Source organism: Bacillus sp. DHT2 (assembly GCF_026241455.1).
Classification (GTDB): domain Bacteria; phylum Bacillota; class Bacilli; order Bacillales; family Bacillaceae_G; genus Bacillus_A; species Bacillus_A pseudomycoides.
In genome coordinates this window covers 20,263-44,131 of the sequence record NZ_JAPHWH010000016.1, presented here as the reverse complement: position 1 = coordinate 44,131, position 23,869 = coordinate 20,263, and the positions used below count along the sequence as shown (strand labels likewise).

Genomic DNA, 23,869 nt, shown 5'->3' with positions numbered 1-23,869 from the left:
AGACCTTATTTCTTGTGCTTTTTACATGTCCCAGAAGTCATTTATTTTTGCATGAGGATCAACTTTTCTTATAGCATTTAATATTTTTCTCATAATCTCTGGCTTTGGTATATAAGAGGTGTCTCTACATGCCTTACTTACAGTTTTAGCGGACACTTTAGATTTTTTAGCCAACTCTTGTTGCTCAATACCTTGACGATCTAACCATTTTTTTAGATTGGTTCTTTTATGGCGAAAAAACATTTTCCTCACTCCCATACCCATGATTTTTTATTTACAAGTATGGACAGGAAAATGAACCTATATACACTTCAATTTACCTTAGGGTTATTAAGGATATGAAAAAATGAGATTCATAGATTATTCACACGAACGATTTATTGATATTTTTGCCTGGAATGAGGTATACATACAATGCAAAGATTTGACTTACGCATCATACAACAAATCTTTGCAAAGCGATTTCCAAAAAAAATCCGACACACTCCATTCATTGTTAATAGAGGCAATGGCACATTTATTTTACTTATATAAAGAAAAGTCAACAGAAAGTGGGATGAAATAAACAAATAATGGCCATTCTAATTCTCGTTAGTTATCTTAAAACATTTGATGGAGTGAAAAATATGATTGGCTTATTAGTAGTTTTAGGATGTACACTTTTGTTTTTCTTTTTAGCTCAAATTACAACATCTTCATCCACATACCATCCAAATCATGATTTACAAAGGCAAAAATGTGCCAATAAACTAGAAAAACGCGTATATGATGCATTGCGTTATAAAGGATATCATCCAATTGTACAGTATAAAGTATCAAATACACGTTATAAATTAGATTTTGCTTTCTTTTCCCCATTTGGTGTAAAAATCGATTTAGAAGTTGATGGACCATTCCATCGGACACCAGAAGGAATAAAACGGGATCGAACACGTGATAAATATATGAAAGCAAATGGATGGAAAATCATTCGCATCACAGATATTGAATTAAAGAACGATTTCGAAAAACAGATATTATTAGTTGAAGCCACATTAAATGAAAATGAGATATATCCATCTAAAAAAGAGACATTTGTTTTATCGGAACAAGAATAAACATCATTTAATTTTTATTTAAACTACAAACCATATATAAATTCCCACTAGAAATTAGTACAATGGTACTATAGTACAAGTGTAGCAACACTATAGTGGAGGTGATGATATGGAGAAGAATGATGATGTTGTAAGTGAAGTGCATTTGAAAACAATAGATGTCTCCCGTATCACCAATTTAGCGGAAAGTACAATTAGAAAATATAGTTTGGAATTAGAAAAACAAGGGTATCAGTTCAATAAAGATGGCGATACACGACTGTATCACGCGGATGATGTGACGGTTTTTAATACTTTGAAGGAGATTAGAGAAAAAACAAAGGTTTCTTTAAGTCATGCTGTCACTGTGTTGATGACACAGCAGAATCGTGCGATGCAGGGTGTGGCGGCTTCAGAGGTTGCTGTGACGAGGGTTCATAGTGAAGAAGAGCGACACGCGCTACAAGTTGTATCGCAGGAAATGCAAAGTTTTTTCGAAGATATAAGAACTGAATTTATAAGTTTTCGAAAAGAACTTGAGATGGAACGTCAAAGTAACGAACTTGTTCGGAAAAAGCTCGAAACAGAGCGTAAACGGAACCAGGATTTAGAAGGAAAACTGGATGGTATTATGGCAGAATTAGAAAAGCTTAATGCTAAAACAGGTAGTTCTAATTCCGAACCCAAAAGGAAGAAGTTATTTGGGCTATTTTAAACTTATACAAAACAAAAAGAGTTGCTTTTATATAAGCAACTCTTTTTGTTTGAATCCATTATGCATATGGGTCATCGTCTAAATCATCTAGCGAACCCCAGGATTTCTCTTCTTGTTCTTCATGGGCTTCCCCAGGCTTCGTTATATCTTTCTTTGTTTCGACATGTGTTTGATCTAAGGTAGATGAATGATTAGGCTGTGACTCTTCATCTTGCTTTGTTGGTACTGTCGTTAAAGGTTTTGTTTCAGCATCTAATGAAAAAGTATATTTGCGCGGTAGAATTTCCGCTACGTCTGTATCGCCAATTTGTTTGTGAAGTTGTTGCGCCGCATACAAAAAGAACATTGTTAAATCGCTTTGTTTGTTAATAAAATCAAGCATTTCATGTGAAATGTCTTTTTTTATATAGATATTTGCTCTGTCTCCAGCTTTGTATTCTTTACGAGCCATTATTTTTCACCAGTAGCAGCAATTAACGCTTTTTCTTTTAACGCATCAAAGCGTGGCGAACAAGTGTATACAAGTAACCCGCGAGAGTTTACGAAAAGCGGATCTTTTAAGAAAACAACATTCGTTAAGCGTCCTTTTTGTTCTAAAATTTGCTGTAAGCTTTCTTTTACGATTGCGGCACCACCACCATAAATAAATACATATGGATCATCTTTCATATCGTCGATTTTGTTAATAATATCAGTTGCAATTCGATTCGCTAAACCTAATAATGCACCGCGTGATGCTTCTTTTAAGCGAGTATGGCGAGGATGTTCTGAATCTAAATAAATAGCATTAAATTCAGCAATACTATCAATTGTTTTTTGTTTGTTGTTTAAATTCCAAACCTTGATAATATCTAGTAAGGTTTCTTTGACACCATATGGTAAACCTCTACTCATTTTATGTTTAAAGCTGACACCTTGGGAAACTACTTCTTCTGTAGTACCGGCACCAATATCAAAAGATAATAATGTTTTGTCAACAAAGTCAGTTTCTACAATTTTATCTTCTCCAACTTCTACTTTGCGTTTGATCGTTTTCCCTTTTTCATCATACACAATTCCCCATGCTCCAGCGGCACCCTCTGGCAAGCATTTGCAATATTCAACTTGAATATTAATTATTACTTCACGTCCGCTTGGGTGGTGGAATTTTACCGTATGATGATTCATATAGCGTTGTGCAAATTCTTCTGCTGTTTTAGGTGTGATTGTTGCAACAGGTAATGCAACAGAAAGATCAAAAGTTACATCAATTTTATTTTTATTTGGTTGCTTTTTCATTGCACTAACTGCTAGACCAGCCAGTGTTACCAGGACTACAAGATCATCCTTTGATTTGTCGGATTTCTTTTCCATTTCAATTCCCTTAATGTTTTCATCAATTACCTTTTGACCAATGACATAACGCATATTATTTACTGATAAGGCAGGTGATGAAATAGTTACATCAATATTATTTTCTAATTCCTCAACTGAAATATCTTCCTCACTTAAAATGTTTGTAGCTTCTCCAATGTGATGTGCATAGATACTTGATATAAATAAAGGTTCTTGCCCTAAAACCGCTAATTTTAAACCGCTGTTCCCCGCGTCTGCACCAGCTTTTAAAATTGTCATATATAAAACCTCCCAAAAGATTTTTTATTATTTACTAAGTTAATTCCATTATATGCTAAATATGACGAAAAAGTCAATACAATTACACACAAATAAATAAAACTTAATACAAGTCAATACAAAAATACCTGCAAAATCTCATAGAAAGTATTAAAATACCAGCAATTTTTATATTGATAAGTATTAACTTGTATTCATTTGTATTGACTCACATTCACTTTCCCATGAATGATATATAAAAGGGGTACCGCCAGCATTTCGGAAAAAACCCACGCTAAGAGCATGCAAGATTTTATACAGTTTTTCGGCTAATCCAGTAACAAACGAGAATCCTAAAACCACGCCAGGATAGGAATGTATAAAAAAATGCATAGATCCATAGAACAAAAAAAGGAGGTTCCCTTGTAAGAGTAGGGATCCTCCTTGTCCTTGCTACCGATAATGAGACGTTATGTTAACCAAGCATGTATACGATATACAACAGGAATTCTCTAATCAGAACACGAATTTATTCGTTATTAATAAATCATGATTAGGGGAATTGAAAAATGTCGACTAAAGAGACTCCACTATTAGAAGGGAAGGATATAATACTACGTCCCATAGATCCTGAAAAGGATTATAAGCAATGGTATAAAGTAATGAAAGACCCTGAAATGCATAAATGGACAGGAAATACAGTGCCTAAAAATCCTGAAGAAACGAAAGAAATGTTACAGCATTATAAAGAACTCGATCATATCATAGCGTGGTCTGTGATATTGAAAAGTACACAAGAAATGATCGGGACCTATTGGCTTGCTGTACCAACTACTACTGAAGATGGAGTAGTGGTTACAGGTGATGCACAACGAATAGCAAAAAAATATTGGCGCACAGGTATTACTTCTCAAGTCAGGAAATTAACATATGATTATGCGTTCTCCAGATTAGGGGTAGATGAAATCCATGCTTCAGCATGGAAAGATAACACGAATTCATGTTGTTCTATGGAAAAAGCAGGCTTTCTATTATTAGGACAAAGAGAACGATTATTTTCAAAGTATGAAAAAGTCATGACAGAAAACTTTTATTCTTTAAGAAAAAAGGACTGGTTCAACAAAGAAAATTACCTTCCAATAACGATAATTATGTAAATACGAAACCCCTTCAGCAAGTAAACTGAAGGGGTTTTTTCTAGATACATTGAATGCCGATAAGTGGCGTTATGTTAAGTTCACATGTAGAGGATATACAAAAAAATATTTTTTAGGTGTAAAAACATATAGGATGTATGCAGTGACTGATAATCAGAACGTACTATTCAGGAACACATGAAATATATATAGTACAGGCTCAATGAAATTACGATTCTATTGCTTTTGGGGGAGGATATATGTCAAAAAAAGTTCTTCTGTTTACAGATTTAGGAATTGATGATGCCTTTGCTGTTCTGTATACCTTTTTTCGTAAAGATATCCAACTTGTAGGGATTGTAGCTGATTATGGAAATGTATCAAGAGAGAATGTTATAAGAAATATTAACTATTTAAAGTATATTGGGGGAAAAGAAGAGATACCTGTATTTCTGGGAGCTTCTGTACCTTTAACGGGCATATTGGTCCAGTATTTTCCTGAAGTGCAGGGGAAAGTGGGATTAGGACCTATCATCCCGCCTGAGATTTCTTATCCGATTTACCCTATCAATGATATTTATCGGATTATAGATTCTAATTTAGATGATCTCATAATTATCAATTTGGGAAGGCTGTCTTCGTTGGCGACGGCATTTGTCCTAAATTTAGAAACAATGCGGAACGTGAATGAATACATTTGTATGGGAGGAGCTTTTTTTTATCCTGGAAACGTGACTGCTGTGGCTGAAGCTAACTTTTATGCAGACCCTTATGCAGCAAACTTAATTCTGCAGCATGCAAAGAATTTGACAATTATTCCGTTAAACGTCACTCAACAGGCGATTGTTACACCCGAAATGGTCCAACAAATCGACGCGTTTCACCGTAATACACAGGACCTTGCAGGGCTTATCATCAAGCCCATGTTAGACTACTACTATAATTTCTACTCTAAATCGAACCCTGGTATAGGGGGAAGTCCTATGCATGATTTTGTAACAATGTGGTATTTGTTGAACCCAGATGCAGTTCTCCTTTCAAAAGTACCCATCAAAGTAATTCCCGATCAAGGAGAAGGATTCGGTCAAAGTATTGCAGATTTTCGTTTTGTGACAAATCCGGGTTATAAAACACATAATGTCGCTTTTCAGTTCAATTACGAAAGTTTTAAGAGAGATATCATGGAAACATTCTTAAGGAAGAGACTGTAGCATATCCTAAGTAAACTTCAGATAACGGAAATTATGTAAAAAAGCTAGCATGAATCTAGCTTTTTCTTTTTTGATCACGGGTGTTCTAATATCTTTATTCATCATGTTTTGAATGTATACTTTTGCTAGTGTTTTTGAAGAAAATAGATAAAGTGAAATAAAGTCAATTAAATCAACAAAATGAATGTAAATAAATAATAAAAAGTTTACATTCAGTAATAACAAAAAAAGTCCCTTCATAATGCTAAAGGGACTTTGCTCACACAAATGATCTGCAAATCAATTCACTTTTGATATACAGATCATTTGTATGATAATTTTTATAAATAATTGCGAAATAATGAACTTACATTACTGCTTTTAATAGTTCTGCTACTAATGGAAGTACTTCACCTACAAATGATAAAACTGCCATTGCGATTGTCATATTATTTCCTCCTCTTTTGTTGGTCTAAGATGTGATTAATCTTTATGCTTTTATTATAGTAAGCGCTTACAATTATATCAATATATTTTTATATGTAATATTGCATATGGAGGGTAAGGTCACGAAATATCACATTTTCGCATTAAGACATGTATTGGAAATTAATTGTTCCCTAAAACAAAAAAATGAAACCCTTTAGGGTTTATTTCGTATGTAAATGAGTGCTGGGTCTAGAAAAGCTAATTTTTAGACCCAGCACTCATTCCCAAAAACAAATTTTCAATAATCTAGACTAATATCGTTTTTGGGAATGGCTTAACGTACATAAATAGCATAGTAACATTCTTTCAACTATCTATTATGAGGGGACAATCTTCCAATACAGACATCATCTTTTTTGTGTAGTCTAGACTTTTTTATGTCCTTTACAAAGAAAGGATAAATTTTAGAGTGGTATAATTTTTTCTATTTACATAAACATACCAGAAATCAAACTAATTATAGTTGCAATAGCTAATTTAAACAGAATTTTATATTTCCTTAATTTATGAAGCTTGTTTTTAAAAAGGTAGTATATGCTTTCAACTGCACCTACAATTACTAGAATAGTCAGTAGAGTATCCGTAGTTGCATAAGAATATAAATCTTTATATTTAATCATTATAGGTAAAAATAAAAAGATAGTTACTATAATTAGTAGCTTTACAATGTCTAAGTCTAAAGAAAATTCTTTGCTAAAGTTTTCAGGTTTTACATTTTCCTTATTTCTATTGGAATTTGTAAAAATAGCATTTTTTATAACAACAATTACTGCTAAGAATATTAATAAGCTACATAATAAGTGGATAATTGTAATAACATCCATAAGTTAACTCCTTTTTATTTCTTTTATGGTCTACAATGTTTGTTCACTTGATCTGTACCAAATACAATTGCACCCAAGTTTGCTAGAGCAGTTCCTCCAACATTTAATCTTTCTTGCCATGTAGAAGCTTTTAAAAGAAGTTCAGCGCTCTTTTTGAATCCACCTAATGATTGTATGTATTTTTTAGCTTTTAATATTTTTGAAACTGCAACTAAATTTGAGCCAACAAATACAGCTAAAGCAGAAGCACATCTCGTAATTTTACCCCAATCTGGGTCTGCAACTACAGGGAAAGCTGTATTTTCATTAAATTCTACGACCTGTATAAGCTGATTTCCTTCAACTTTATAATGTGTAGCAACAGGTTTACCATTTGCATCCTTCGCCCAAGCTGGAGCAAAAACTCCTTGAATTATATTATTAGAGTCTACTGTAAATACTTCACCAGTATCAAATTCTGCACCTAAATATTCAGCGGCAGAGACTAGTTTTCCTCCATTAGGAACATTTACAGTGAATTTATATTCATGTGGCGCTGAAGAATTTTTAATATTAATCAAAGAACGCACTCCGTCTTTTGTTGTTTGTACTGCTAAATCAACAGGCTTAGTTGTATCTTGATAAACAACAGTACCATTCTCTGTTTTTGTTGCATTCTTTAAATTTAAGTCTGGAAGAGAAATTTGTAAAGAATCATTGTTACTTTCAATGGTGATTGGATTTGAATCAAGAGAATTTGGAACTTTTACGATTCCTGATGAATTTTCTGTAATAGTAACATTTTCCGCATTTGATGTAGATGTTTTTAAAATGTCATTAATCCCAGTAGAGCGCTCAATCATTAAGGCTGTAGAATTAGCTTCTCTTTTTTCCTTTAAAGATATCTCTGATTTTGTTGTAGTAACACTTTCTGCTTTACTTGCAGGAGTCCAAATAGATACACTCATTGCTCCTACAATTAACCCTGTCATGATTTTTTTTGATATTAATTTCATAATATTCCTCCTATTGTGTTATAAAATTACCTCGCATTTATAATTCTAAATATTTACAATTTTATAAACAAGTCTGTTTATTTTGATATTAATTTGTTAAAATATGGTTGCATTACGGATTGAGTTTCATATTGTGAATTATCTACATGGTGTAATAAATACTAGGGGTATTTCTATATGGGGGCTCACCAACAAATTTCGACTTTCATATGCTAAGGGATTTTTTAGTTTGGTCGAAGTCAGCTGATTTTTTGTGTAACTATTCTTGGGGTACAGCCGAGATACGTGTAATTTTGAGTATTAGCCTTACTTTTATTTCCAAACAAAACCTATTGAACGTATAACTAGGTTTTATTACGTCTATTTACAATAAAGATTCTGTCTTTGTCTATTATGGGTTAACCCTAATCATCCATTGGTTAGTTACTGAAAACACTTTGTTTCAATTGTGTGATTAGGGTGTATGATAATAAGTTTAAAAATGAAAGATTAGACATACGAAGGATTTTTATAAAAAAATCATAGATAAAAAACCCGATTTTAAATCGAGTTGGAAATAAAAGTAAGCCTATGACCTATTTTTACACGTATCTCGGCTGTACCCCTATTCTTGGGAAGAAAAAACAAAAGAACAAATAATTAAGGAAATGGAGTTGCCTGATTACGAACTAGAATACTTAGATGACGCTATGAGAGAACTAGCACCACAAGGGAAATTTACAGGAATGGATTTAGACCGCTATATTTCAATGCGATTGAACATGCAAGAAGAAGAGACATTTGATGAGGACGACGTATTATATCAAAATTAAATGGCAATTCATCTAAATGGGAAACAATTTATATTGGATGAAGTGAGTGTTGCAGAGTTGTTCTTTTTCATGTATCAAGACAGGATGGAATGGTATTTACAATCATATGGGCAAAATCTGCAGGGTTTTGTAAAGGAATTAAAGAGAGTTAGTGAAGAACTAGGATAAGAGGTAGTTACTTGTGTTGGTCAATCAAAACGGACCTAGCGAAGCAAAGGGAGTATTTGACTTGACCAACCGCACTACACCCAAACCCTCTTGGCACTGAACAAACAACCGTTTGTTCCTGCCACCCGGTGAGGGGGCCCCTCAAGGGGCACGGCAACGATTACTACTTTTAGGGGCGATTCGCAAGTTTAAGTTAACAGAACTGGAATTCCGTTAACTTTTTATATTGATTTTGACAACATTTGTTTACGGAACACGGATAAATCATCATAAAAATAAGTTTACGGAACTAATTTTTACAGGTTTTCTTTAAAGTTTGTAGTGCTACAATCTCATAAATTAAAGTTTCACCCTAAAAATCTATAATTTTTAATGAGTGGCCCGAAAAAGAAAGAATCGTTGCCATGCCCCTATAGGGTCTGTCGTGAGAGTGGTGATGGCACACCGCAATCTTGCACGTCAGCGATACCAGAAATGGACTTCGCCTTTGGGAGCAAGAATCCCACTGGCTTTAGCCAGCTTGACCCTTTAGGGGTGGGAGTGTCAAATATTCAACTTATTATTTTTTTGCTGTTTATTCCAAAATTGCACGTACCTATACAATGCTTCAATACTTTTTAAACCAAGAAAAACCTTGATTTCTTGCGGTTTCATACCACTTTGCAATGCATTTAAAATGAAACGGTTCCGCAGCATAGTAGGCGTCATATGGATCCCAGCGCGTTTGGTTTCCTTTTGCAACATTCGTTGCACCGCGATTCTAGTTAGTGCCGCAGGCTGATCCTTTTCATAATCCCAGCGGAACGTTTGTGGTGCAAAGTCAAAAGCAACAAAGAAGGGATCCTCGGTTTGTTGGCGTGGACGTATGAGCTTCGGAATTTTTTTGTAATACAACAAGGCAAGCTTCACATCTTCTTTTGAAAGGGTAATAGATCGCTTGTAGGCATGTAATCCTCCTGGTTTGATGGTATTGGTCCCGAAATGGATATCATGCATTGAAAGCGTAATAATGTCCTGGATAGATAGTCCGTAATTGAGCATGAAACGAACTAACAACAAATTACGTTCCAAGATGAATTTTCTGCCGGATGCCTGGTACTCCGTCAGCCCGTCATAGCTCTGCATAACGCGTAACAGCTGTTTGATTTCTTCGTCAGATGCAAAGTGTTTAGAAGTAAGGTCAGGCGGTGCGACGTCGCTTTTGAGGCTGTCTGCCGCGCTATGGAATTGCAAGAAGTTAATCAAAACACCTCGTACCCGTTTTAGATTAGAATTTGACGCGCCACGCTCCTTTTTTAGCGATTTTAAATAGCTATCTAGTGTATTTGCATCAAAAGACATCAAAACGTCTTCTGGGGACGATTTGAAGCGTTTCTGAATCCAGGAGACAAAAAGCGAAATATCGTAGCGGTATTGTTTCGCAGTGGAGGGTTTGCGGCCGCGCTTCAATAAATCAGCTAGAAAAAAATCAACAGCAGTATCCCAAGTCATGGCTATATACTCCTTTGTCCTAAAAATTGTGTACCGCAATTATATATATAAATACCTAAAACATGCAATAAGGGATTCCATGCTTCGCAAAACGCTTTTTTCTTTGGATACAACCATTAAAAACGAGAAACGAATCCTAGGGAATCTGCAAAATCCCCGTCGAATAAACCAAAATAAAAAGTAGGGAAGTAAATATCCTCACTCTGTCCTGGCTAACGAATACAGTAAAAAAAGCCCTGCGCGGCAACAGTTCGTCATTCGATTACGAATGCGGAAACCATTGTTACACAGAGCCTTTTATTAACCCGGTTTATATTTTTTAAATCCCTATTTTAACCGATGGATCATTTAAGTCCATATAAATTTCCCCAAAAGGATTTTCTGTAATTTCTTCAAATGTCGTAATTAAAATATCATATCTTTGCTTTAATACAACTTCCCCATCTCTTTCAATCTCATAGAGCGGAGGCTGTTCCGCATCTTTTAAATGCCTTAACAGCTCCTTCTGTCTTGTCTCATCCCGCGCAATAAACACCAATTTCCATAACACAATTGGATAAGGATGTTTTTGCCCAAAGCCCCGAAATGGGGGAATTAGCTTAATTCATTAGAAATTTATACATTATGTCAAAAAGTACACTTTATGACATAGCTGAAAAACTAGGATTTTTCGTTTCAAAAATACAACTTAGTAATATTTGAAACATGTCAATGCAATTGTATATATTTTGAAACATATATTTTTTAAAAGTAACCCAAAACCCTTATTTATAAGGAGTTTTCACGATATGTTTTTCTTATTCCCCCTTTTCGAGGGAATGGGCAAAGAAACCCAAATAAGCATCGTGCCGCGCCAATAGGAAGAACCATGCACCAGGTTAGACAACGAAAGGTGAGGGGCTGGTGTTTGCTTTTTGGGTTTAGGGGGTGGAGGGAGGCGTAGCCGAGCCACCAAGTGCGGGGCAACAGAGTGAGAGGAAGTGAGCTAGAAGCGAACGAAGAAGGGGTGAACGCCGAGTTCGATGTGTGAGGTGAACGATGCCCGCCGCGCCGATTATGTAGTTTTTAAAACTTTTCCCTTGCCCTGCTATCTGATTCATTCGAATCGAGATACCAGAACAAGGAAAGCTTCAAAATTTCATCTGGTTTAGCGAGGACACGGGGAATCCCAAAACCTCCCTATATATCAACGTTTTTTGACAATCGCAAGTGATGAATTAGACGATGAACAAAAACATCACAGTTTCATGTCTAATTCATCACTAATTCATATTGTGTTCGGTATGAAAGTTTTTTGCTATCTGATTTATTCGAGATGAAAAGAAGTGAATTTACTAAGATAAATAATAGCGAATAATAACAGATTGATATTCGTTTACTGTACGTGTTTCAGATTTTGTGAATGAATAAAAAGATTACAAAATATTGTTCTATTTATTAAAATTTCTTTCATTTTTTTAAGTATGAAGGACAAAAATAAGTATTAATCTTCAAATAAATATATAGATCAGTCAAAAAAATATATAAAAGAATCAAATATATATATAGACGAAAAGAGAAACGCTGAATCCCTTGTGTCCCAAGGAGTTTGAGAGATTTGGTGATTCATGAAACATAGAATTCACAATTTACAAGTGAAATATCAAATAAATCACAAATTCACAAGTTAAGAAATCAATTATTCTATGTTCCCACAAGCTAATACTCATACTATCTACAAATCCACAAGTGAAGTATCGTAACATGAAAAAATAGAAAAACAGCAGATTTTGAGTTGAAAACCTACTGTTTTTAATTCTGGAATGGTGAATGCCAGAAGATATATGTTTTTCTACATGACAAAGAGCCTTGTTCACTTCAATTTTTTTGAACAAAGCTAGAATAAGCATGCTATTTCATTATTTTTTTATGCGGCCACAACAGAATCTTGTTTGTAGTTCATATGCAACCATTCTGGTTGATCCCATCCTTTACGTCCAAATGCAACAAATAATTCATGACGATCGTGTTCACTTAAATATGTAAAACGCCAAGATGGAAGTGATTCACGTAACTTTATACGAACAAAAGCACCCATAGACTTCACTTTTTTGCTTGTTGTTTTCACGTACTGTTCTAATGCATCTAATGCATAGCACATTGAATATGTCATGAGTTGCGTTCTAGCAGTCTTATTTTCTAATAAATACGCAATCTTAGAAATTTCACTTTGGAACGCAACAACAAGATCACGACGATCTTTATTAGAAAGTGGGTATCCCAGGGATTTTAAACGTGATACCGATTCTTTCCTCATTTTTGCCTCATTTTGTTTAATATCATCATCTGTATTTTCCACTACACATGATGCAGCGATATGAATATAAAACTTAGGAACCAGAATTTGGTTTACAGCTTTTCGAATACGTGTTAGACGAGATTCACGTGCTTTCCGTATTGTTTTATGAGTAGGTACAAAAGAGAAAATAGGCGATAATAAGGCCGTATATTCTCTGACTTTCTTTGCATTTTTCTTTAAATATGTTTTTAAAGTGTCCATGTTTCTTTCAACAGTATATTGTTCAACACTTTCATGATTATGTTTGTAAAGTTTGTGTGTAAAGTTATTGCAAAGATCTAATAACAAATAAATCCCTTTACGATCACGATGTGTAACTAACTCACGTAAAATATTCGTATCTAATAAGGATTTTGGAATGCGGAAATAGGACAATCCCATACATTCTTGGTTTCCTTCACGTTTTGTACGATTATTTAATGCATAATTACAAATCTCGTACACCGGTAATCCATTCATAATTACTTCTTGTATAAGTTCACGTTGTAAAAGGATCTCAAATCCGCCATATGTAGTCGTATAAGGTAAGTCAATTTTTTCAGCAAGTTGAGCAATCGTAAAATCGCTTGGTAATAATCCAATATCATTTACTATATAGTGCATCCCAACATATACCGCGAGGGCGGATGCTGGAAGCTCACATAGCTCATCTTCCCTTTTCAATTGCTTGAAGAGTCCGTTGAAGAATTTCGGACCATGCATGAGGAATTTTTGCTTTGTCATTTTTTTATCAAGATTCATATTGGTTTTTGGTGTTTGCGTATTTACTTGAACACCGCTAGTTAGATCAGCAGCTGTTACATTTTCTCCACTTGTAACCATAATAAAAACCTCCTATTTTTCCCACCTAAAATAAACAGAAAAATGCTGGAAAAACAGAGGTTCCATATTCACATTAAAAGTGCATTATGGTATAATTTTAGTATCAAGTTTGATATTAAAAAAATCACATACATTTTTAATGTGAATGAACCCTGTTAGGGAGCTTTCAACTGGTGTCGTCGCCAAACTACAACCAGATGAAAGCTTGAGGTGGGGTTTATTTTTTTGTGTACATTTTTATTTTAAAACGTTCTTCACAAAATATCAATAAAAGTTGAATAAAACCTATTCAAATTTCCAATAAAAATTTTCTGAGTATTCATAAAATTATTTATCAATCGAGGGAAATGATAAATTGTCCTATCCTTAAAATAGAAAACCTTTGTATATGGTAAAATTTTCTTAAGAATTGATTGATAATATCTTTCGTGAAGGGGGGGAGTTTACTGTGGACACATTGACTATGAAAGGTTTTATGGATGGAATTTCAAAAGAAATAAAAGGAAAATATACGATACGAAAATTCGCTAAAGTTTCTGGTGTTAGTAGAGAAAGAATAACTAGGGCTATTGAATGTGAGGATGAATATGAACTGAAATTTGATAGCTTTTTGAAATTAATCGATGCTTTATACAGAAATCCAGAAATAAGGCGTCAAAAAATTAATACTTTTATCTTTTTAATCAAGAGTCCATTGAATATTAGGAAAGCATTATGCTACGCTCATGTTTCTGGTGAATATGAAGTGATAGATGCTTTAATAAAGAAACACAATAATAACGATAGGATTAACCAGTATTTTACGATTTATGATTTGTTTAATAAAAGAAATAAGAATGAAATAAAAGGACAACAAATTGTTGATGAAATAAAAAAGAGCAAAATATCTTCTAATGCCGAATGCCAAGCACTATTAAATTTGCTTTATATGGTTGCTATGTATGAAGAAGATGATTCAAACGCAGTAGCTCCATATGAGAAAGAAGCTGCAAGATTTATAGCTGAAATTGATCAGAAATATATTAAAGAGTGTTTGCAAATGCAATATAAAGAAAGAACTGCCTATACATATTTGTTAGCGGATAAACTGAAAATGTGTAGAGAAGTTTGTAAGTCTATTCTAAATTCTGCTATGGATATCCCAATGATTAAAGCTGTTGCACGTGGATGTTTAGGTGAGAGTTTTATATATGAAAATCCATTAATCGCAGAAACTCATATTGAATCAGCTTTAAATCTTCTTGATGATATAAATGTACCGAGAAAGTCTCAAAAGTATTTTGCTTTTAAAACAACTTTGGCGTACTTGTATATTGAAAATAATTTTAATCTTCATAAAATTGATTTTAATTATATACATGAAGGAGAAGAGGCTCACTTTGAGTGCTTATATAGGGATAGAGAGAAAGGGCTTGCAATGTATAAAGAAATGGAACGAAAAGGATTTAGTGCACATCAATTATATTCGTATTCTAAAGTAATAGGGGATGTAGAAGGATTGAAAAAAGCCCTAATATCTTTTGAAAGATCTGGAAATTTATTTTATGCTAAAGGTGTAAAGAAAGTACTAATGAAAGGTGAGGTGAATTTGGTTGAATAAATATTTAATCGGTTTATTGATTATTTTAGGGATTTCATTAGTTCCTCAAAGTGATGTAAACTTTCAACAAAATGCAAAAATACAAGATGAATCATCGGTCACCACTATAGATATGAGAGTTGACCCTGGAACAGGATGAGTCAAGATGGATAATAAACTTAATAAGAAATAACAGTGAATTAGACGCTACGGTTGTAGCGTCTTTCGTGATTTTTAGGGGTGGTGCATTTTTCAATTACAAAGAAAAAGTGCACCACCCACGTATATTAAATCCTAAATTATAAGAAAAGGATGTGAGATTGGTATGGCTCTAAACAATCATTGGTTAGAAAAAAAATTTAGGCAAGAATGTAATGACACTGATGTATACACCATTGTTAAATTGTACATGGACTTAATTAAAATATGTAACCAAGAAGTTCTGGAAGATAGCATAGAAAAAATGGGTTAAATCAAGAGAGTATGTTGCTAATAATGTTATTTATTCATTCTTTTTGCTTTAAAGTCATTCATATATGCAATTAGTTTCTTTTCTAATTCGAGCTTATATTCATCGGGCACACTCATATATGTTTCAAATAGATTTGTTGATAAACGAGTAATAAGTTTAAGTTTATCTTCTTCTCTTATAATTGTCTCTGGATTTAATAAATCATTTATGCTCACTTTATGGTATGAAGATATATTATTAAGTGTTGAAATATCTGGCTCTCTAAAACCATTTTCCCATCCAGCATAAGTACTATAAGGCGTATTTAACTCCTCTGATATTTGTTTACGACTTAGTCCTTTTAAAGTTCTTAGTCTTTTTAAGTTTTCTTGAAGTGGATTTAATACATCTAATTTCGTTAGTTTTTTAATTATATTTAGTCTATCTTCACTTATATTTATAGGTTTAGATGAAAGTATACGAGTATTAACTAATTCGTCAATAAGGATGTCATAGTAAATAGAGAATTTCTTTATTGAAAGTAGATCGGGCTCTCTTAAACTATTTTCCCAATTGTTGTAAGCGTAATAAGATATATCTAACTTTGAAGCTACTTCTTTTTGAGTTAGTTGTTGTAATTTCCTAAGGTGCTTGAGGTTTTCACCTAAAAATAAGTTTTCCATAAACATACTCCTTTATTTGTGTTTTGGAATAAAATTGTTAAAATGAATAAAAAATTATTCATTTCGTGTTGACATTAGGCTTAAAGCCTAATAAAATATAATTAAAGTTAGGGGGTGAAATATTTGGTATCATTACAAGAATGTAAAACTCAATTACGTCATTGTAGGGAATCACAAGACCTTACTATTAAAGATCTTTCGAATGCTTTAAAAGTTCCAAGAAGCACTTTATATGACGTTGAAACAGGAAGAAGAAGTCTCAACGCTCAAAAGGCAAAGTATTTAGCAGATTCTCTAGGAGTCCCGATAGATCGTTTATTCTTTCCAACATACTATCGGGCATTACCAATGTAATATACATTCACTATATAGTTAATATTCATTTGATGTATATTGCAAACAAAATTCGGCTAAAAGCCGAAAAAAATTTTACTAAAGTATAAATTTTTTATAAGTTTAATATTTTCAATATTCTGATCTTTGAAAACTTAATGACTCTAAAGGAGCTGTAAAAAATGGTTTTGAAACGATCGTATCAAGCATTACTACTCGCAACGAGTGTACTCTTATTAGTTATGAGCTTCTTGATTCCGCTGAATAAAGCCAGTGCGGAAGTGATCAATCGTGAAACATACAAGGTGGATTGGGCTTATAGTCCACAATATGGAAAAGATGTCCGTACAGAGATTTTAAAGAATGCAAGTGGCCAGATTGCGTATTGCCTGGTATACGGCTTGAAATCTCCAGATGGAAATGACCTACCAGAGGCAGGGAAAACGGATGATATTTCGTACCGGGTACTGTTAAATGGTTATCCAGAAAAAAGTCCAGAGCAATTAGGCGTATCCACTTGGCAAGAAGCACATTATGCCACCCAGCTGGCTCTTTGGAATTCACTTGGTCAAATTTCAGTGAATGAGTTGCAGTTCAAAAACAAAGATGTTGAAAAAGCAGCAAAAGCAATCATTCATGCAGCGGATCAAAGTCAAGAGATGCAAGATGTATACATGAATGTAGTTCCAACTGATAAGCAAGAGGCAAAGCTAGATGGAGAGTACTTTGAAACAACAACGTATACAGTTCAAACCAATGCGAAAAAGGGTACATTCAAAGTACAAACGAAGAATGCACCAGAGGGCACACGTGTTGTAACAGAACAAGGCGAAGTAAAAGAAACGTTCCAACTAGGAGAAAAGTTCCGTATTCAAGTACCGAAATCCTCCCAAAGCAGTGAACTATCTCTGAAAGTCGTTTCAAATCTAACAAATTATCAAGCTGTTGTTTACAAGGGAACAAGTACAATCCAAGATGCAACAGTATTATTAGAACGTAGTACAGAACAAGTAAGCAAAGACTTGCAAGTATATTGGAAATCAAATGGTTCCTTAAAAGTCATTAAGGTGGATGAAAGTAAAAAGCCACTTCCGGGCGCAGTATTTGAAGTCTTCAGTAGCAATCAACAATCTATGGGAACGATTACAGCAGATAAAAATGGTGTAGCTCAGCTTGGTAATTTAGAAATAGGTACTTACACCGTAAAAGAGATCAAGGCACCTGCTGGTTATGTTCTGGATTCGAATCCTCAAACATTGAAAGTGAAAACAGGTGAAGTTGCTGTTATTGAAATGAAAAATGAGCAAATCAAAGGCGGTATTCAAATTCAGAAAAGCAGTGATTCCGGAAAAGCACTTCCAGGTGTTGAATTTACCGTATTCACATCCGACGGAAAGGTAATACAGAAGGTAACTACTAACAAAGATGGAATCGCGAGAGTAGATGGCATTCCGTACGGTAAGTACTATTTTCAAGAAACAAAGGAGTTAGATGGATATTTATTAAATAAAACGAAGTATTCATTTGAAGTAAAAGAGCATCATAAAACCCTTACGTTTGAAGTGAAAAATGAGCAAGTAAAAGGAAATGTACAGCTTTTGAAAGTCGATCAAGACGGTAACAAACAATTAGAAGGAGCTGTGTTTATCCTTGCGGATGAAAAAGGTAAAAAAATCAGTGAGCATACAACAGATAAAAACGGGCTTATCAAAGTTTCAAATTTACTGTTCGGGAAGTACCAATTTATCGAGAAAACTTCTCCAAAGGGATATGTACTTGTGAAAGAGCCGATTCCTTTTAGTATTACAGAGAGCGGTAAAACAATTGAGTTAATCGCCAAAAATACCAAAATCACAGGATCACTTGAAATCACGAAGGTGGATCTTGCTGATGGAAATAATAAACTCCCAGGTGCAGAGTTCACAATTTACGATGAACAAGGTGCTTTAGTAGTCAAAGGAAAAACAAACGAGCAAGGAATTGCGAAATTCGATAAACTCCCAGCTGGGAAGTACACATATAAAGAGACAATCGCACCAAACGGATACTTAATCAATGAAGAAACTTTCCACTTTGAGATTAAAAATGATGGTGACATTATCAAACATACAGTACAAGACAAGAAAAAAGAAGTTCCACCATCACCAGAAACACCACAACAGCCAGAACAACCTCAACCACAACCAGAGAAACAACCACAAACACCACAGGTTATCGAAAAACCTGTACCAACACCAGAGAAACTACACATCATTGAAAAACAACCAGAACAACCAAAACAAATCAAAGAACAACCGAAGAAAGTAGAAAGCCATTTGCCAACAACAGGTGGTAAAGCAGAAAATCCATATTGGTACTGGATTGGAGCTACACTTGTCGCTCTTGGCAGTGTCGTAGCAGTTTACGCGTACAGAATGAGTAAAAAAGTAAAACAAGAAATGTAAGTAACACTCTCAACTGATAAGGGAGGGCGGGACACAATGTGCGTGTTTGATGTATATTATCAGATCAATGATAGGAAATATAAGAAATCTTATTTGCTAGCATTACCTGAAGATGGGTTTCAGTTGAAAAACAATATACAACATGTTCTGTTTCAAGATCACCAGCAACCAGTGACAATCCTTTCTACAGATTTGGAAGAATTGTCTTTAGGAGAAGTTTAAGAAAAGGTATAAAAATATAGAATATTTCCATTTAACGATATAGAAGAATAAATAAATGAAAGGAGCGAATAGATATGAAACCAATTAAGCACATGCGAAGTAAACGTGGTTTTTATATCGGTAGATTGAGTCAACTAAGGGGGAATCGCGTGAATCATTCCAAACTGTCATCTGAATTGACTGGAATTACAGGAAGAGGGATGGCATTTTCAAGCTTTTTGATGACATTAGCTGGTAATGAAAAAGGAATGAAACTCATAGATCCAAAAGCCAATTTCCATAAGCATTTTCACAAATGATAACAAATTTGGTTTAGGAAGGATGTTCTTTCATGAGAGCATCCCTCCTGAAAAAGGGAGGAGAAATGGGATGTATACCAATCGGCATGAATGCTGGGAAGCGTTTTGGAAAGAGCAAGTTACAGTAAATGGAGAAATGGATCTGGAACAAATCAAGCAAGAACTCTTCGAATATAAAACACTTTTAGAACAAATCAATCAACCTCACCAAGCAATGATACAGCCTCAAATATTGATTCAATTAGCAGTAGAACAACGAATACAAAAACATCAAGAAAAGACATTGGCACTCGCGTAAGTCATGTAATGACTAAATAGGAGGGAAGTGAAGAGGTGGCGCGCAGCAAGTTTGATAAAGAACTTGAAAACATGCTTGAAAAGAACTGGAAGTCGCTCTTAGTTTTAGGAGCTGTGGGCTTTGTCTGGTACTCCAAAGAAAAAATATTGGCGGAACTCATGAAACGTGTACCAGTAGCAATTGATGTAACAGTTAGTATATGCCGCCTAATCTTGTTAGGAATCTTAATCTATACAATGATCCGCATCGTCCTACATTACTTGTATGTATATTTTGAGAAAAAGCGATATCAATACGTAATGTTTATCCCGCATATCGATGATGACGTGACAGCAGAAAAGTTGGGTCAAATGATTCGTCATGTGCATAATACAGGGCGAAAACCATTGGAACGTCTATGGAAAGGGCGAGAATGGTACCGAATGATCATGTTTCGCCCAGAAGGAACAAAAGAACGTGTGCGCTTCTATATTGGCGGTCCCAAAGATGAATTAAAGCGTGTTGTCCAAGCGATGAGAAGTGTGTATGAACATGTTGAAGTCTACGGAGTTTCTCGTAATGAAGTGCCTTTTCCATCTAAAAAAGCAGTAGGTGGACGAATGGTGCTCAAACGAAAACGAGCAGCCACGTTATCACTCGCTCGTTACAAGAAAGATCTGTTACCGATGCTGGGAAACGCAATGGAAGAAAAAACATGGGTAGACATCGCCTTTTCACCAGACAATGGATATCACCTTACAAAAGGGATTCGTAAAGCGGAAAAAGCACTCAAAAAGAAAAAGAAACATGAATTAGACACATTTGAAAAAGAGGAAATCAGAGCATTGAATAAACGTTTCTCAAATAACGAAGTGGCATTTCAGGTATCTGTTTCCTTTGCAAGTGAACATTATCCAGGTGTACCGGTTATTAAAAATATCGGTCATATGGTAGCAAGTATCATGGCCGATGTAAATGAGTTACGGTACAGACGCCTCAAGCGTTGTATGCCCACCGTACCAAATCCGATATATGGAAAGATGGTATGGACCAGTTCAGAACTTTTGAACATGTTTCACCTCCCAGATGTGACAGGAGATAAAGAAAAGAAGGCAGAACAACGCATTCTTTATTTAGATAAAGGGGAGGCAATGCTGCCAAACGATATGTTGGCGGAAGGAATCGCAATTGGTCACGTCATGCACCCCTATATCAAAGATCGATTAGTAAGAATTAAAGAGAAGTATTTAAGCAACCACGGCTATATCACAGGAAAAGTAGGGAAAGGGAAAAGCTCTTTAGTTATGGCTTTAATGCAGAGTCGTATTGATAGGTGGATTGAAAATCCAGATAAAGAAGGTGGGTTCTCATTATTTGATCCAGCTCAAGATTTAGCACTTGTTACGATGAATCGTTTGTTAAAAGCAGAGCTTGACGGAAAAACAGTAGATTGGAGCAAGGTTCATTTTATACGCTTTCGAGATACCAACTATCCTCCAGCACTTAATTTACTCCATAGATTTCCAGATGAGGCAGGGGATGAGGTGCAGGCAGTCGTTGAATCCATTATGGAAATTATTAAAACTGTGATTCCAGGGCAAGCACCGCAAACTGAAAGGTTGTTAGAAAACATAATAGGAACATTGTTATCCGATACCTCACGTGTACACACGATTTTGAGTGTTCCATTATTTATTACAGATGATGCATTTCGTAGACATGTTTTGAATCATGTACAAGGACCACAGAAACAGTACTACATGAACTACTGGAATTTCGAAGTGGAGAATGCACTAGAAGATAGTAAACAGGCGATACTGAACCGTTTAGATATGTTTCGGAATACTTCTTACCTCAAGAGAATGTTTGGTCAAACAGACTGTTTTTTAGATATTCGAAAATGGATGGATCAAGGTCATATTGTTATCTTTGATGTTCTAGGAATGGGTAAGAAAGATTTGGCTGTCACAGGTGCATATATTGCCAATCAATATCATCGTATTGCACAGAAACGGCCAATTGGTTCAAAATTACATCTTATGCTTATCGATGAAGCACACGATTTTAAAATACCGATTCTTAGCAAAGTTGTAGCAAAAGATCGTAAGCATGGACTAGGACTTTGGATCTTAACGCAACGAGTAGAGGGGCAATTAGACCCGGATTTAAACGAAGCATTACGAGAAGCAGGCGGTAATTTCTTTGTATGTGGTCAAGGGATGAAATCAGCAAGAATTCTGGAAGGTGTTATGCAAAATAAGTTCAGAGCAGATTATTTGCAAGGTCTACCAAATTTAATAGCAGCGATTCAAACACAAGAGAAGCTTGAAGGAGACACAGAAGAACGAAACGTTTGGTGTACTGTTCGAATACCTCCACTGAATCGGTATTTACCTAACGGTAATGTAGCTGATTATCTGAAAAAAGAGGAAACGCAAGCCGCAAATGATTGGACCAAATCAAAAATTGCAGAATTGGAACAGCATAGTGGCAAATCGGCAGAGGAAATTGATAAAGAAATTGATGAGTTTTTATATACAAAAGCCAAATATCTTACGCCAAAAAATGAAACTACAAAAGCACCAGATCGGCAAGAGAAACAGGCACCTGTCAATCTAGAAAAGGAATCAAAAGTGAAACTTGTAGTAGTGGGTTCGAATGAAGAACGTCCAGCACGTAAGAAAAGAAAAAGTATGTTCGACGACTGGTAAAAGGGGTAATTGTTATGAATGTAGTGGCTTTATTAGAAGAAGACGAACAAGTTTTAGTAAATATATACACGCACCTTTTTGTCGATGTAGAGTACGTCATGATGCGTCATTACGCTGGATATAACAAACGCTCTGTATATAATCGTCTCCGTAAGTTAGAAATGGCGAGTTACATTAAAAGTGAATACTTGCCAATACCGACTATAAGAGGACAGCAGCGATCAAATGTTAGACCTAAGAAGGTGTATACCTTAACTAAAAAGGGAGTAGATACTGTACGTGATTTGCGTGGAGATGTGAGGTGGAAAGCCAAGTGGTCTGTACGCGCACCGCATTTTGTATATCACAGTATCATGTTGGCCCATGTTGAGTGTGCAATGACCCACGCGTCTAAGGAGCAAGATTCGAGGATATTAAGAGAATGGATTAGTGAGGTTCTTGGCACATTCAAATATACGAACAGTAGAAAAAAATCGAAAAAGGAAGGAGCGGGCATTATTCGACCCGACGGAGTAGCGGTCATTGGGAATAAAAGAAACGTTTCGGCAAATGGCATTCTCTTCTTAGAAATGGAACGGTCTTTTAGTACAAAAGAGGTGCTCATAGAGAAAATAACTCGTTATAACGAATTCATGAGACAACACAAGATGGATGAATACGTAAAACACGCAGGGATTTCTTACCCTGTCGGGCAGTGTTCCCTTACTTTTATCGCTGGAAGTAAAAACAGAGAAAAAGAGTTAATGCGCTATTTAAAAGGTGTTGAGAGTCCAGAAATTCCAGTGTTTATTACATTGTACGAAGACATACTACAAAATCCATTTGGCGAAATCTTCCGTGATATTGAAGAAATGGATGAAAAAGTGGGGTTATAAGATTGTGTTCAAATTTATTATGTCCTCTGTAGCAAGCATCATTGTATTAGTAGTTTTCTCAGATTGGATCTTTGAACGAGTACCAGGATCACGTGCAGCTTGGGAAGCCATCCAAAGTAAAGTGATAGATACCTATTATACACAAGGATGGGAGGGTGTTTTAATCCTTGGTGTGGTGGCAGTAGGTGTTTACAAAATGATTGATAAATAAGGGGAAAGAAATTTACTATTCTTCGCAAAAGAAATTGCGGAGATGGCACCAAAGATTGGTGGTCCAATCAATCCAGGGTTTTAACAACTAAGAGAAGGTTTATAGGAGTTGGTCATGTTCCAAAAAATCGTAAAA

General features: G+C 35.0%; 25 protein-coding genes. 16 read left to right on the top strand and 9 right to left on the bottom strand.

Features of this window, described 5'->3' with window-relative positions:
- Positions 1 to 21: 21 nt before the first annotated feature.
- Positions 22 to 243, bottom strand: coding sequence for a helix-turn-helix domain-containing protein (locus tag ORL93_RS26325; protein ID WP_016132906.1), 222 nt, complete (start codon positions 241 to 243; stop codon positions 22 to 24).
- A 383-nt stretch (positions 244 to 626) separates the two neighbouring features.
- Between ORL93_RS26325 and ORL93_RS26320 the strand changes: the two genes are divergently transcribed.
- Positions 627 to 1,097 carry an endonuclease domain-containing protein gene (locus ORL93_RS26320; protein WP_016132908.1) on the top strand — a complete coding sequence of 157 codons (471 nt, stop codon included), beginning with the start codon at positions 627 to 629 and terminating at the stop codon, positions 1,095 to 1,097.
- 109 nt (positions 1,098 to 1,206) lie between these two features.
- Entirely contained in the window at positions 1,207 to 1,791 is a 585-nt protein-coding gene (locus tag ORL93_RS26315; protein WP_265959848.1) for a hypothetical protein, read from the top strand.
- Between the two features lie 58 nt (positions 1,792 to 1,849).
- Here the strand turns inward: ORL93_RS26315 and ORL93_RS26310 are convergent, their stop codons facing one another.
- Positions 1,850 to 2,242, bottom strand: coding sequence for a hypothetical protein (locus ORL93_RS26310; protein WP_242227328.1), 393 nt, complete (start codon positions 2,240 to 2,242; stop codon positions 1,850 to 1,852).
- The gene (locus tag ORL93_RS26305; protein ID WP_016132911.1) at positions 2,242 to 3,405 is read right to left on the bottom strand and encodes a ParM/StbA family protein; all 1,164 of its coding nucleotides are present in this window, start codon (positions 3,403 to 3,405) and stop codon (positions 2,242 to 2,244) included. The genes ORL93_RS26310 and ORL93_RS26305 overlap by 1 nt, the downstream gene beginning before the upstream one ends.
- 548 nt (positions 3,406 to 3,953) lie before the next feature.
- Between ORL93_RS26305 and ORL93_RS26300 the strand changes: the two genes are divergently transcribed.
- On the top strand, positions 3,954 to 4,541 hold the full coding sequence (locus ORL93_RS26300) for a GNAT family N-acetyltransferase (RefSeq protein ID WP_265959846.1): 588 nt from the start codon (positions 3,954 to 3,956) through the stop codon (positions 4,539 to 4,541).
- A 239-nt stretch (positions 4,542 to 4,780) separates the two neighbouring features.
- Positions 4,781 to 5,731: a nucleoside hydrolase gene (locus tag ORL93_RS26295; RefSeq protein ID WP_265959845.1), complete on the top strand. Its 951-nt coding sequence runs from the start codon at positions 4,781 to 4,783 to the stop codon at positions 5,729 to 5,731.
- 896 nt (positions 5,732 to 6,627) lie between these two features.
- On the opposite strand, the gene ORL93_RS26290 is transcribed toward ORL93_RS26295, so the two are convergent.
- Entirely contained in the window at positions 6,628 to 7,023 is a 396-nt protein-coding gene (locus tag ORL93_RS26290) for a hypothetical protein (protein ID WP_265959844.1), read from the bottom strand.
- Positions 7,024 to 7,046: 23 nt separating this feature from the next.
- A complete protein-coding gene (locus ORL93_RS26285; protein WP_265959843.1) occupies positions 7,047 to 8,018 on the bottom strand; it encodes a hypothetical protein in 972 nt (323 codons plus the stop codon).
- 647 nt (positions 8,019 to 8,665) lie between these two features.
- Between ORL93_RS26285 and ORL93_RS26280 the strand changes: the two genes are divergently transcribed.
- Together ORL93_RS26280 and ORL93_RS26275 are read left to right on the top strand one after the other, a co-directional pair.
- Complete coding sequence (locus ORL93_RS26280; RefSeq protein WP_265959842.1) at positions 8,666 to 8,830, top strand: hypothetical protein; 165 nt, start codon at positions 8,666 to 8,668, stop codon at positions 8,828 to 8,830.
- Positions 8,831 to 8,998 (top strand): hypothetical protein, encoded by a 168-nt coding sequence (locus ORL93_RS26275; RefSeq protein WP_265959841.1) that lies wholly within the window; start codon positions 8,831 to 8,833, stop codon positions 8,996 to 8,998.
- 543 nt (positions 8,999 to 9,541) lie between these two features.
- Here the strand turns inward: ORL93_RS26275 and ORL93_RS26270 are convergent.
- The 3 genes from ORL93_RS26270 to ORL93_RS26260 form a co-directional block, all read right to left on the bottom strand.
- Positions 9,542 to 10,489, bottom strand: a complete 948-nt coding sequence (locus tag ORL93_RS26270) for a tyrosine-type recombinase/integrase (RefSeq protein WP_265959840.1) — start codon at positions 10,487 to 10,489, stop codon at positions 9,542 to 9,544.
- 319 nt (positions 10,490 to 10,808) lie between these two features.
- Complete coding sequence (locus tag ORL93_RS26265) at positions 10,809 to 11,039, bottom strand: hypothetical protein (protein ID WP_265959839.1); 231 nt, start codon at positions 11,037 to 11,039, stop codon at positions 10,809 to 10,811.
- A gap of 1,356 nt (positions 11,040 to 12,395) precedes the next feature.
- Complete coding sequence (locus ORL93_RS26260) at positions 12,396 to 13,649, bottom strand: hypothetical protein (protein WP_016133380.1); 1,254 nt, start codon at positions 13,647 to 13,649, stop codon at positions 12,396 to 12,398.
- A gap of 448 nt (positions 13,650 to 14,097) precedes the next feature.
- Here ORL93_RS26260 and ORL93_RS26255 point away from each other — a divergent pair, with 448 nt between their 5' ends.
- Positions 14,098 to 15,249 (top strand): AimR family lysis-lysogeny pheromone receptor, encoded by a 1,152-nt coding sequence (locus tag ORL93_RS26255; RefSeq protein WP_242227258.1) that lies wholly within the window; start codon positions 14,098 to 14,100, stop codon positions 15,247 to 15,249.
- Positions 15,242 to 15,388, top strand: coding sequence for a hypothetical protein (locus tag ORL93_RS26250; protein WP_016133382.1), 147 nt, complete (start codon positions 15,242 to 15,244; stop codon positions 15,386 to 15,388). The genes ORL93_RS26255 and ORL93_RS26250 overlap by 8 nt, the downstream gene beginning before the upstream one ends.
- Before the next feature lie 338 nt (positions 15,389 to 15,726).
- Here the strand turns inward: ORL93_RS26250 and ORL93_RS26245 are convergent, their stop codons facing one another.
- Positions 15,727 to 16,362 carry a helix-turn-helix domain-containing protein gene (locus ORL93_RS26245; protein ID WP_016133384.1) on the bottom strand — a complete coding sequence of 212 codons (636 nt, stop codon included), beginning with the start codon at positions 16,360 to 16,362 and terminating at the stop codon, positions 15,727 to 15,729.
- A 123-nt stretch (positions 16,363 to 16,485) separates the two neighbouring features.
- On the opposite strand from ORL93_RS26245, the gene ORL93_RS26240 reads away from it, so the two are divergent.
- The 8 genes from ORL93_RS26240 (at position 16,486) to ORL93_RS26205 (ending at position 23,734) form a co-directional block, all read left to right on the top strand.
- A complete protein-coding gene (locus ORL93_RS26240; RefSeq protein WP_016133385.1) occupies positions 16,486 to 16,716 on the top strand; it encodes a helix-turn-helix transcriptional regulator in 231 nt (76 codons plus the stop codon).
- A gap of 161 nt (positions 16,717 to 16,877) precedes the next feature.
- Positions 16,878 to 19,139 carry a SpaA isopeptide-forming pilin-related protein gene (locus ORL93_RS26235; protein ID WP_016133386.1) on the top strand — a complete coding sequence of 754 codons (2,262 nt, stop codon included), beginning with the start codon at positions 16,878 to 16,880 and terminating at the stop codon, positions 19,137 to 19,139.
- Positions 19,140 to 19,175: 36 nt separating this feature from the next.
- The gene (locus ORL93_RS26230) at positions 19,176 to 19,361 is read left to right on the top strand and encodes a hypothetical protein (protein ID WP_016133387.1); all 186 of its coding nucleotides are present in this window, start codon (positions 19,176 to 19,178) and stop codon (positions 19,359 to 19,361) included.
- 74 nt (positions 19,362 to 19,435) lie between these two features.
- Positions 19,436 to 19,660 (top strand): hypothetical protein, encoded by a 225-nt coding sequence (locus tag ORL93_RS26225; RefSeq protein WP_016133388.1) that lies wholly within the window; start codon positions 19,436 to 19,438, stop codon positions 19,658 to 19,660.
- Between the two features lie 70 nt (positions 19,661 to 19,730).
- On the top strand, positions 19,731 to 19,958 hold the full coding sequence (locus ORL93_RS26220) for a hypothetical protein (RefSeq protein WP_016133389.1): 228 nt from the start codon (positions 19,731 to 19,733) through the stop codon (positions 19,956 to 19,958).
- 35 nt (positions 19,959 to 19,993) lie between these two features.
- Positions 19,994 to 22,648, top strand: coding sequence for a type IV secretory system conjugative DNA transfer family protein (locus ORL93_RS26215; RefSeq protein ID WP_265959838.1), 2,655 nt, complete (start codon positions 19,994 to 19,996; stop codon positions 22,646 to 22,648).
- A 14-nt stretch (positions 22,649 to 22,662) separates the two neighbouring features.
- Entirely contained in the window at positions 22,663 to 23,523 is an 861-nt protein-coding gene (locus ORL93_RS26210; RefSeq protein WP_016133391.1) for a replication-relaxation family protein, read from the top strand.
- A gap of 4 nt (positions 23,524 to 23,527) precedes the next feature.
- Complete coding sequence (locus ORL93_RS26205; protein ID WP_033671641.1) at positions 23,528 to 23,734, top strand: hypothetical protein; 207 nt, start codon at positions 23,528 to 23,530, stop codon at positions 23,732 to 23,734.
- Positions 23,735 to 23,869: the final 135 nt, after the last annotated feature.

Bases quoted from the DNA above. Each gene is read 5' to 3' on its own strand.
- ORL93_RS26325 (WP_016132906.1), bottom strand. From the start codon at position 243: ATGTTTTTTCGCCATAAAAGAACCAATCTAAAAAAATGGTTAGATCGT.
- ORL93_RS26320 (WP_016132908.1), top strand. From the start codon at position 627: ATGATTGGCTTATTAGTAGTTTTAGGATGTACACTTTTGTTTTTCTTT.
- ORL93_RS26315 (WP_265959848.1), top strand. From the start codon at position 1,207: ATGGAGAAGAATGATGATGTTGTAAGTGAAGTGCATTTGAAAACAATA.
- ORL93_RS26310 (WP_242227328.1), bottom strand. From the start codon at position 2,242: ATGGCTCGTAAAGAATACAAAGCTGGAGACAGAGCAAATATCTATATA.
- ORL93_RS26305 (WP_016132911.1), bottom strand. From the start codon at position 3,405: ATGACAATTTTAAAAGCTGGTGCAGACGCGGGGAACAGCGGTTTAAAA.
- ORL93_RS26300 (WP_265959846.1), top strand. From the start codon at position 3,954: ATGTCGACTAAAGAGACTCCACTATTAGAAGGGAAGGATATAATACTA.
- ORL93_RS26295 (WP_265959845.1), top strand. From the start codon at position 4,781: ATGTCAAAAAAAGTTCTTCTGTTTACAGATTTAGGAATTGATGATGCC.
- ORL93_RS26290 (WP_265959844.1), bottom strand. From the start codon at position 7,023: ATGGATGTTATTACAATTATCCACTTATTATGTAGCTTATTAATATTC.
- ORL93_RS26285 (WP_265959843.1), bottom strand. From the start codon at position 8,018: ATGAAATTAATATCAAAAAAAATCATGACAGGGTTAATTGTAGGAGCA.
- ORL93_RS26280 (WP_265959842.1), top strand. From the start codon at position 8,666: ATGGAGTTGCCTGATTACGAACTAGAATACTTAGATGACGCTATGAGA.
- ORL93_RS26275 (WP_265959841.1), top strand. From the start codon at position 8,831: ATGGCAATTCATCTAAATGGGAAACAATTTATATTGGATGAAGTGAGT.
- ORL93_RS26270 (WP_265959840.1), bottom strand. From the start codon at position 10,489: ATGACTTGGGATACTGCTGTTGATTTTTTTCTAGCTGATTTATTGAAG.
- ORL93_RS26260 (WP_016133380.1), bottom strand. From the start codon at position 13,649: ATGGTTACAAGTGGAGAAAATGTAACAGCTGCTGATCTAACTAGCGGT.
- ORL93_RS26245 (WP_016133384.1), bottom strand. From the start codon at position 16,362: ATGGAAAACTTATTTTTAGGTGAAAACCTCAAGCACCTTAGGAAATTA.
- ORL93_RS26235 (WP_016133386.1), top strand. From the start codon at position 16,878: ATGGTTTTGAAACGATCGTATCAAGCATTACTACTCGCAACGAGTGTA.
- ORL93_RS26230 (WP_016133387.1), top strand. From the start codon at position 19,176: ATGTGCGTGTTTGATGTATATTATCAGATCAATGATAGGAAATATAAG.
- ORL93_RS26225 (WP_016133388.1), top strand. From the start codon at position 19,436: ATGAAACCAATTAAGCACATGCGAAGTAAACGTGGTTTTTATATCGGT.
- ORL93_RS26220 (WP_016133389.1), top strand. From the start codon at position 19,731: ATGTATACCAATCGGCATGAATGCTGGGAAGCGTTTTGGAAAGAGCAA.
- ORL93_RS26210 (WP_016133391.1), top strand. From the start codon at position 22,663: ATGAATGTAGTGGCTTTATTAGAAGAAGACGAACAAGTTTTAGTAAAT.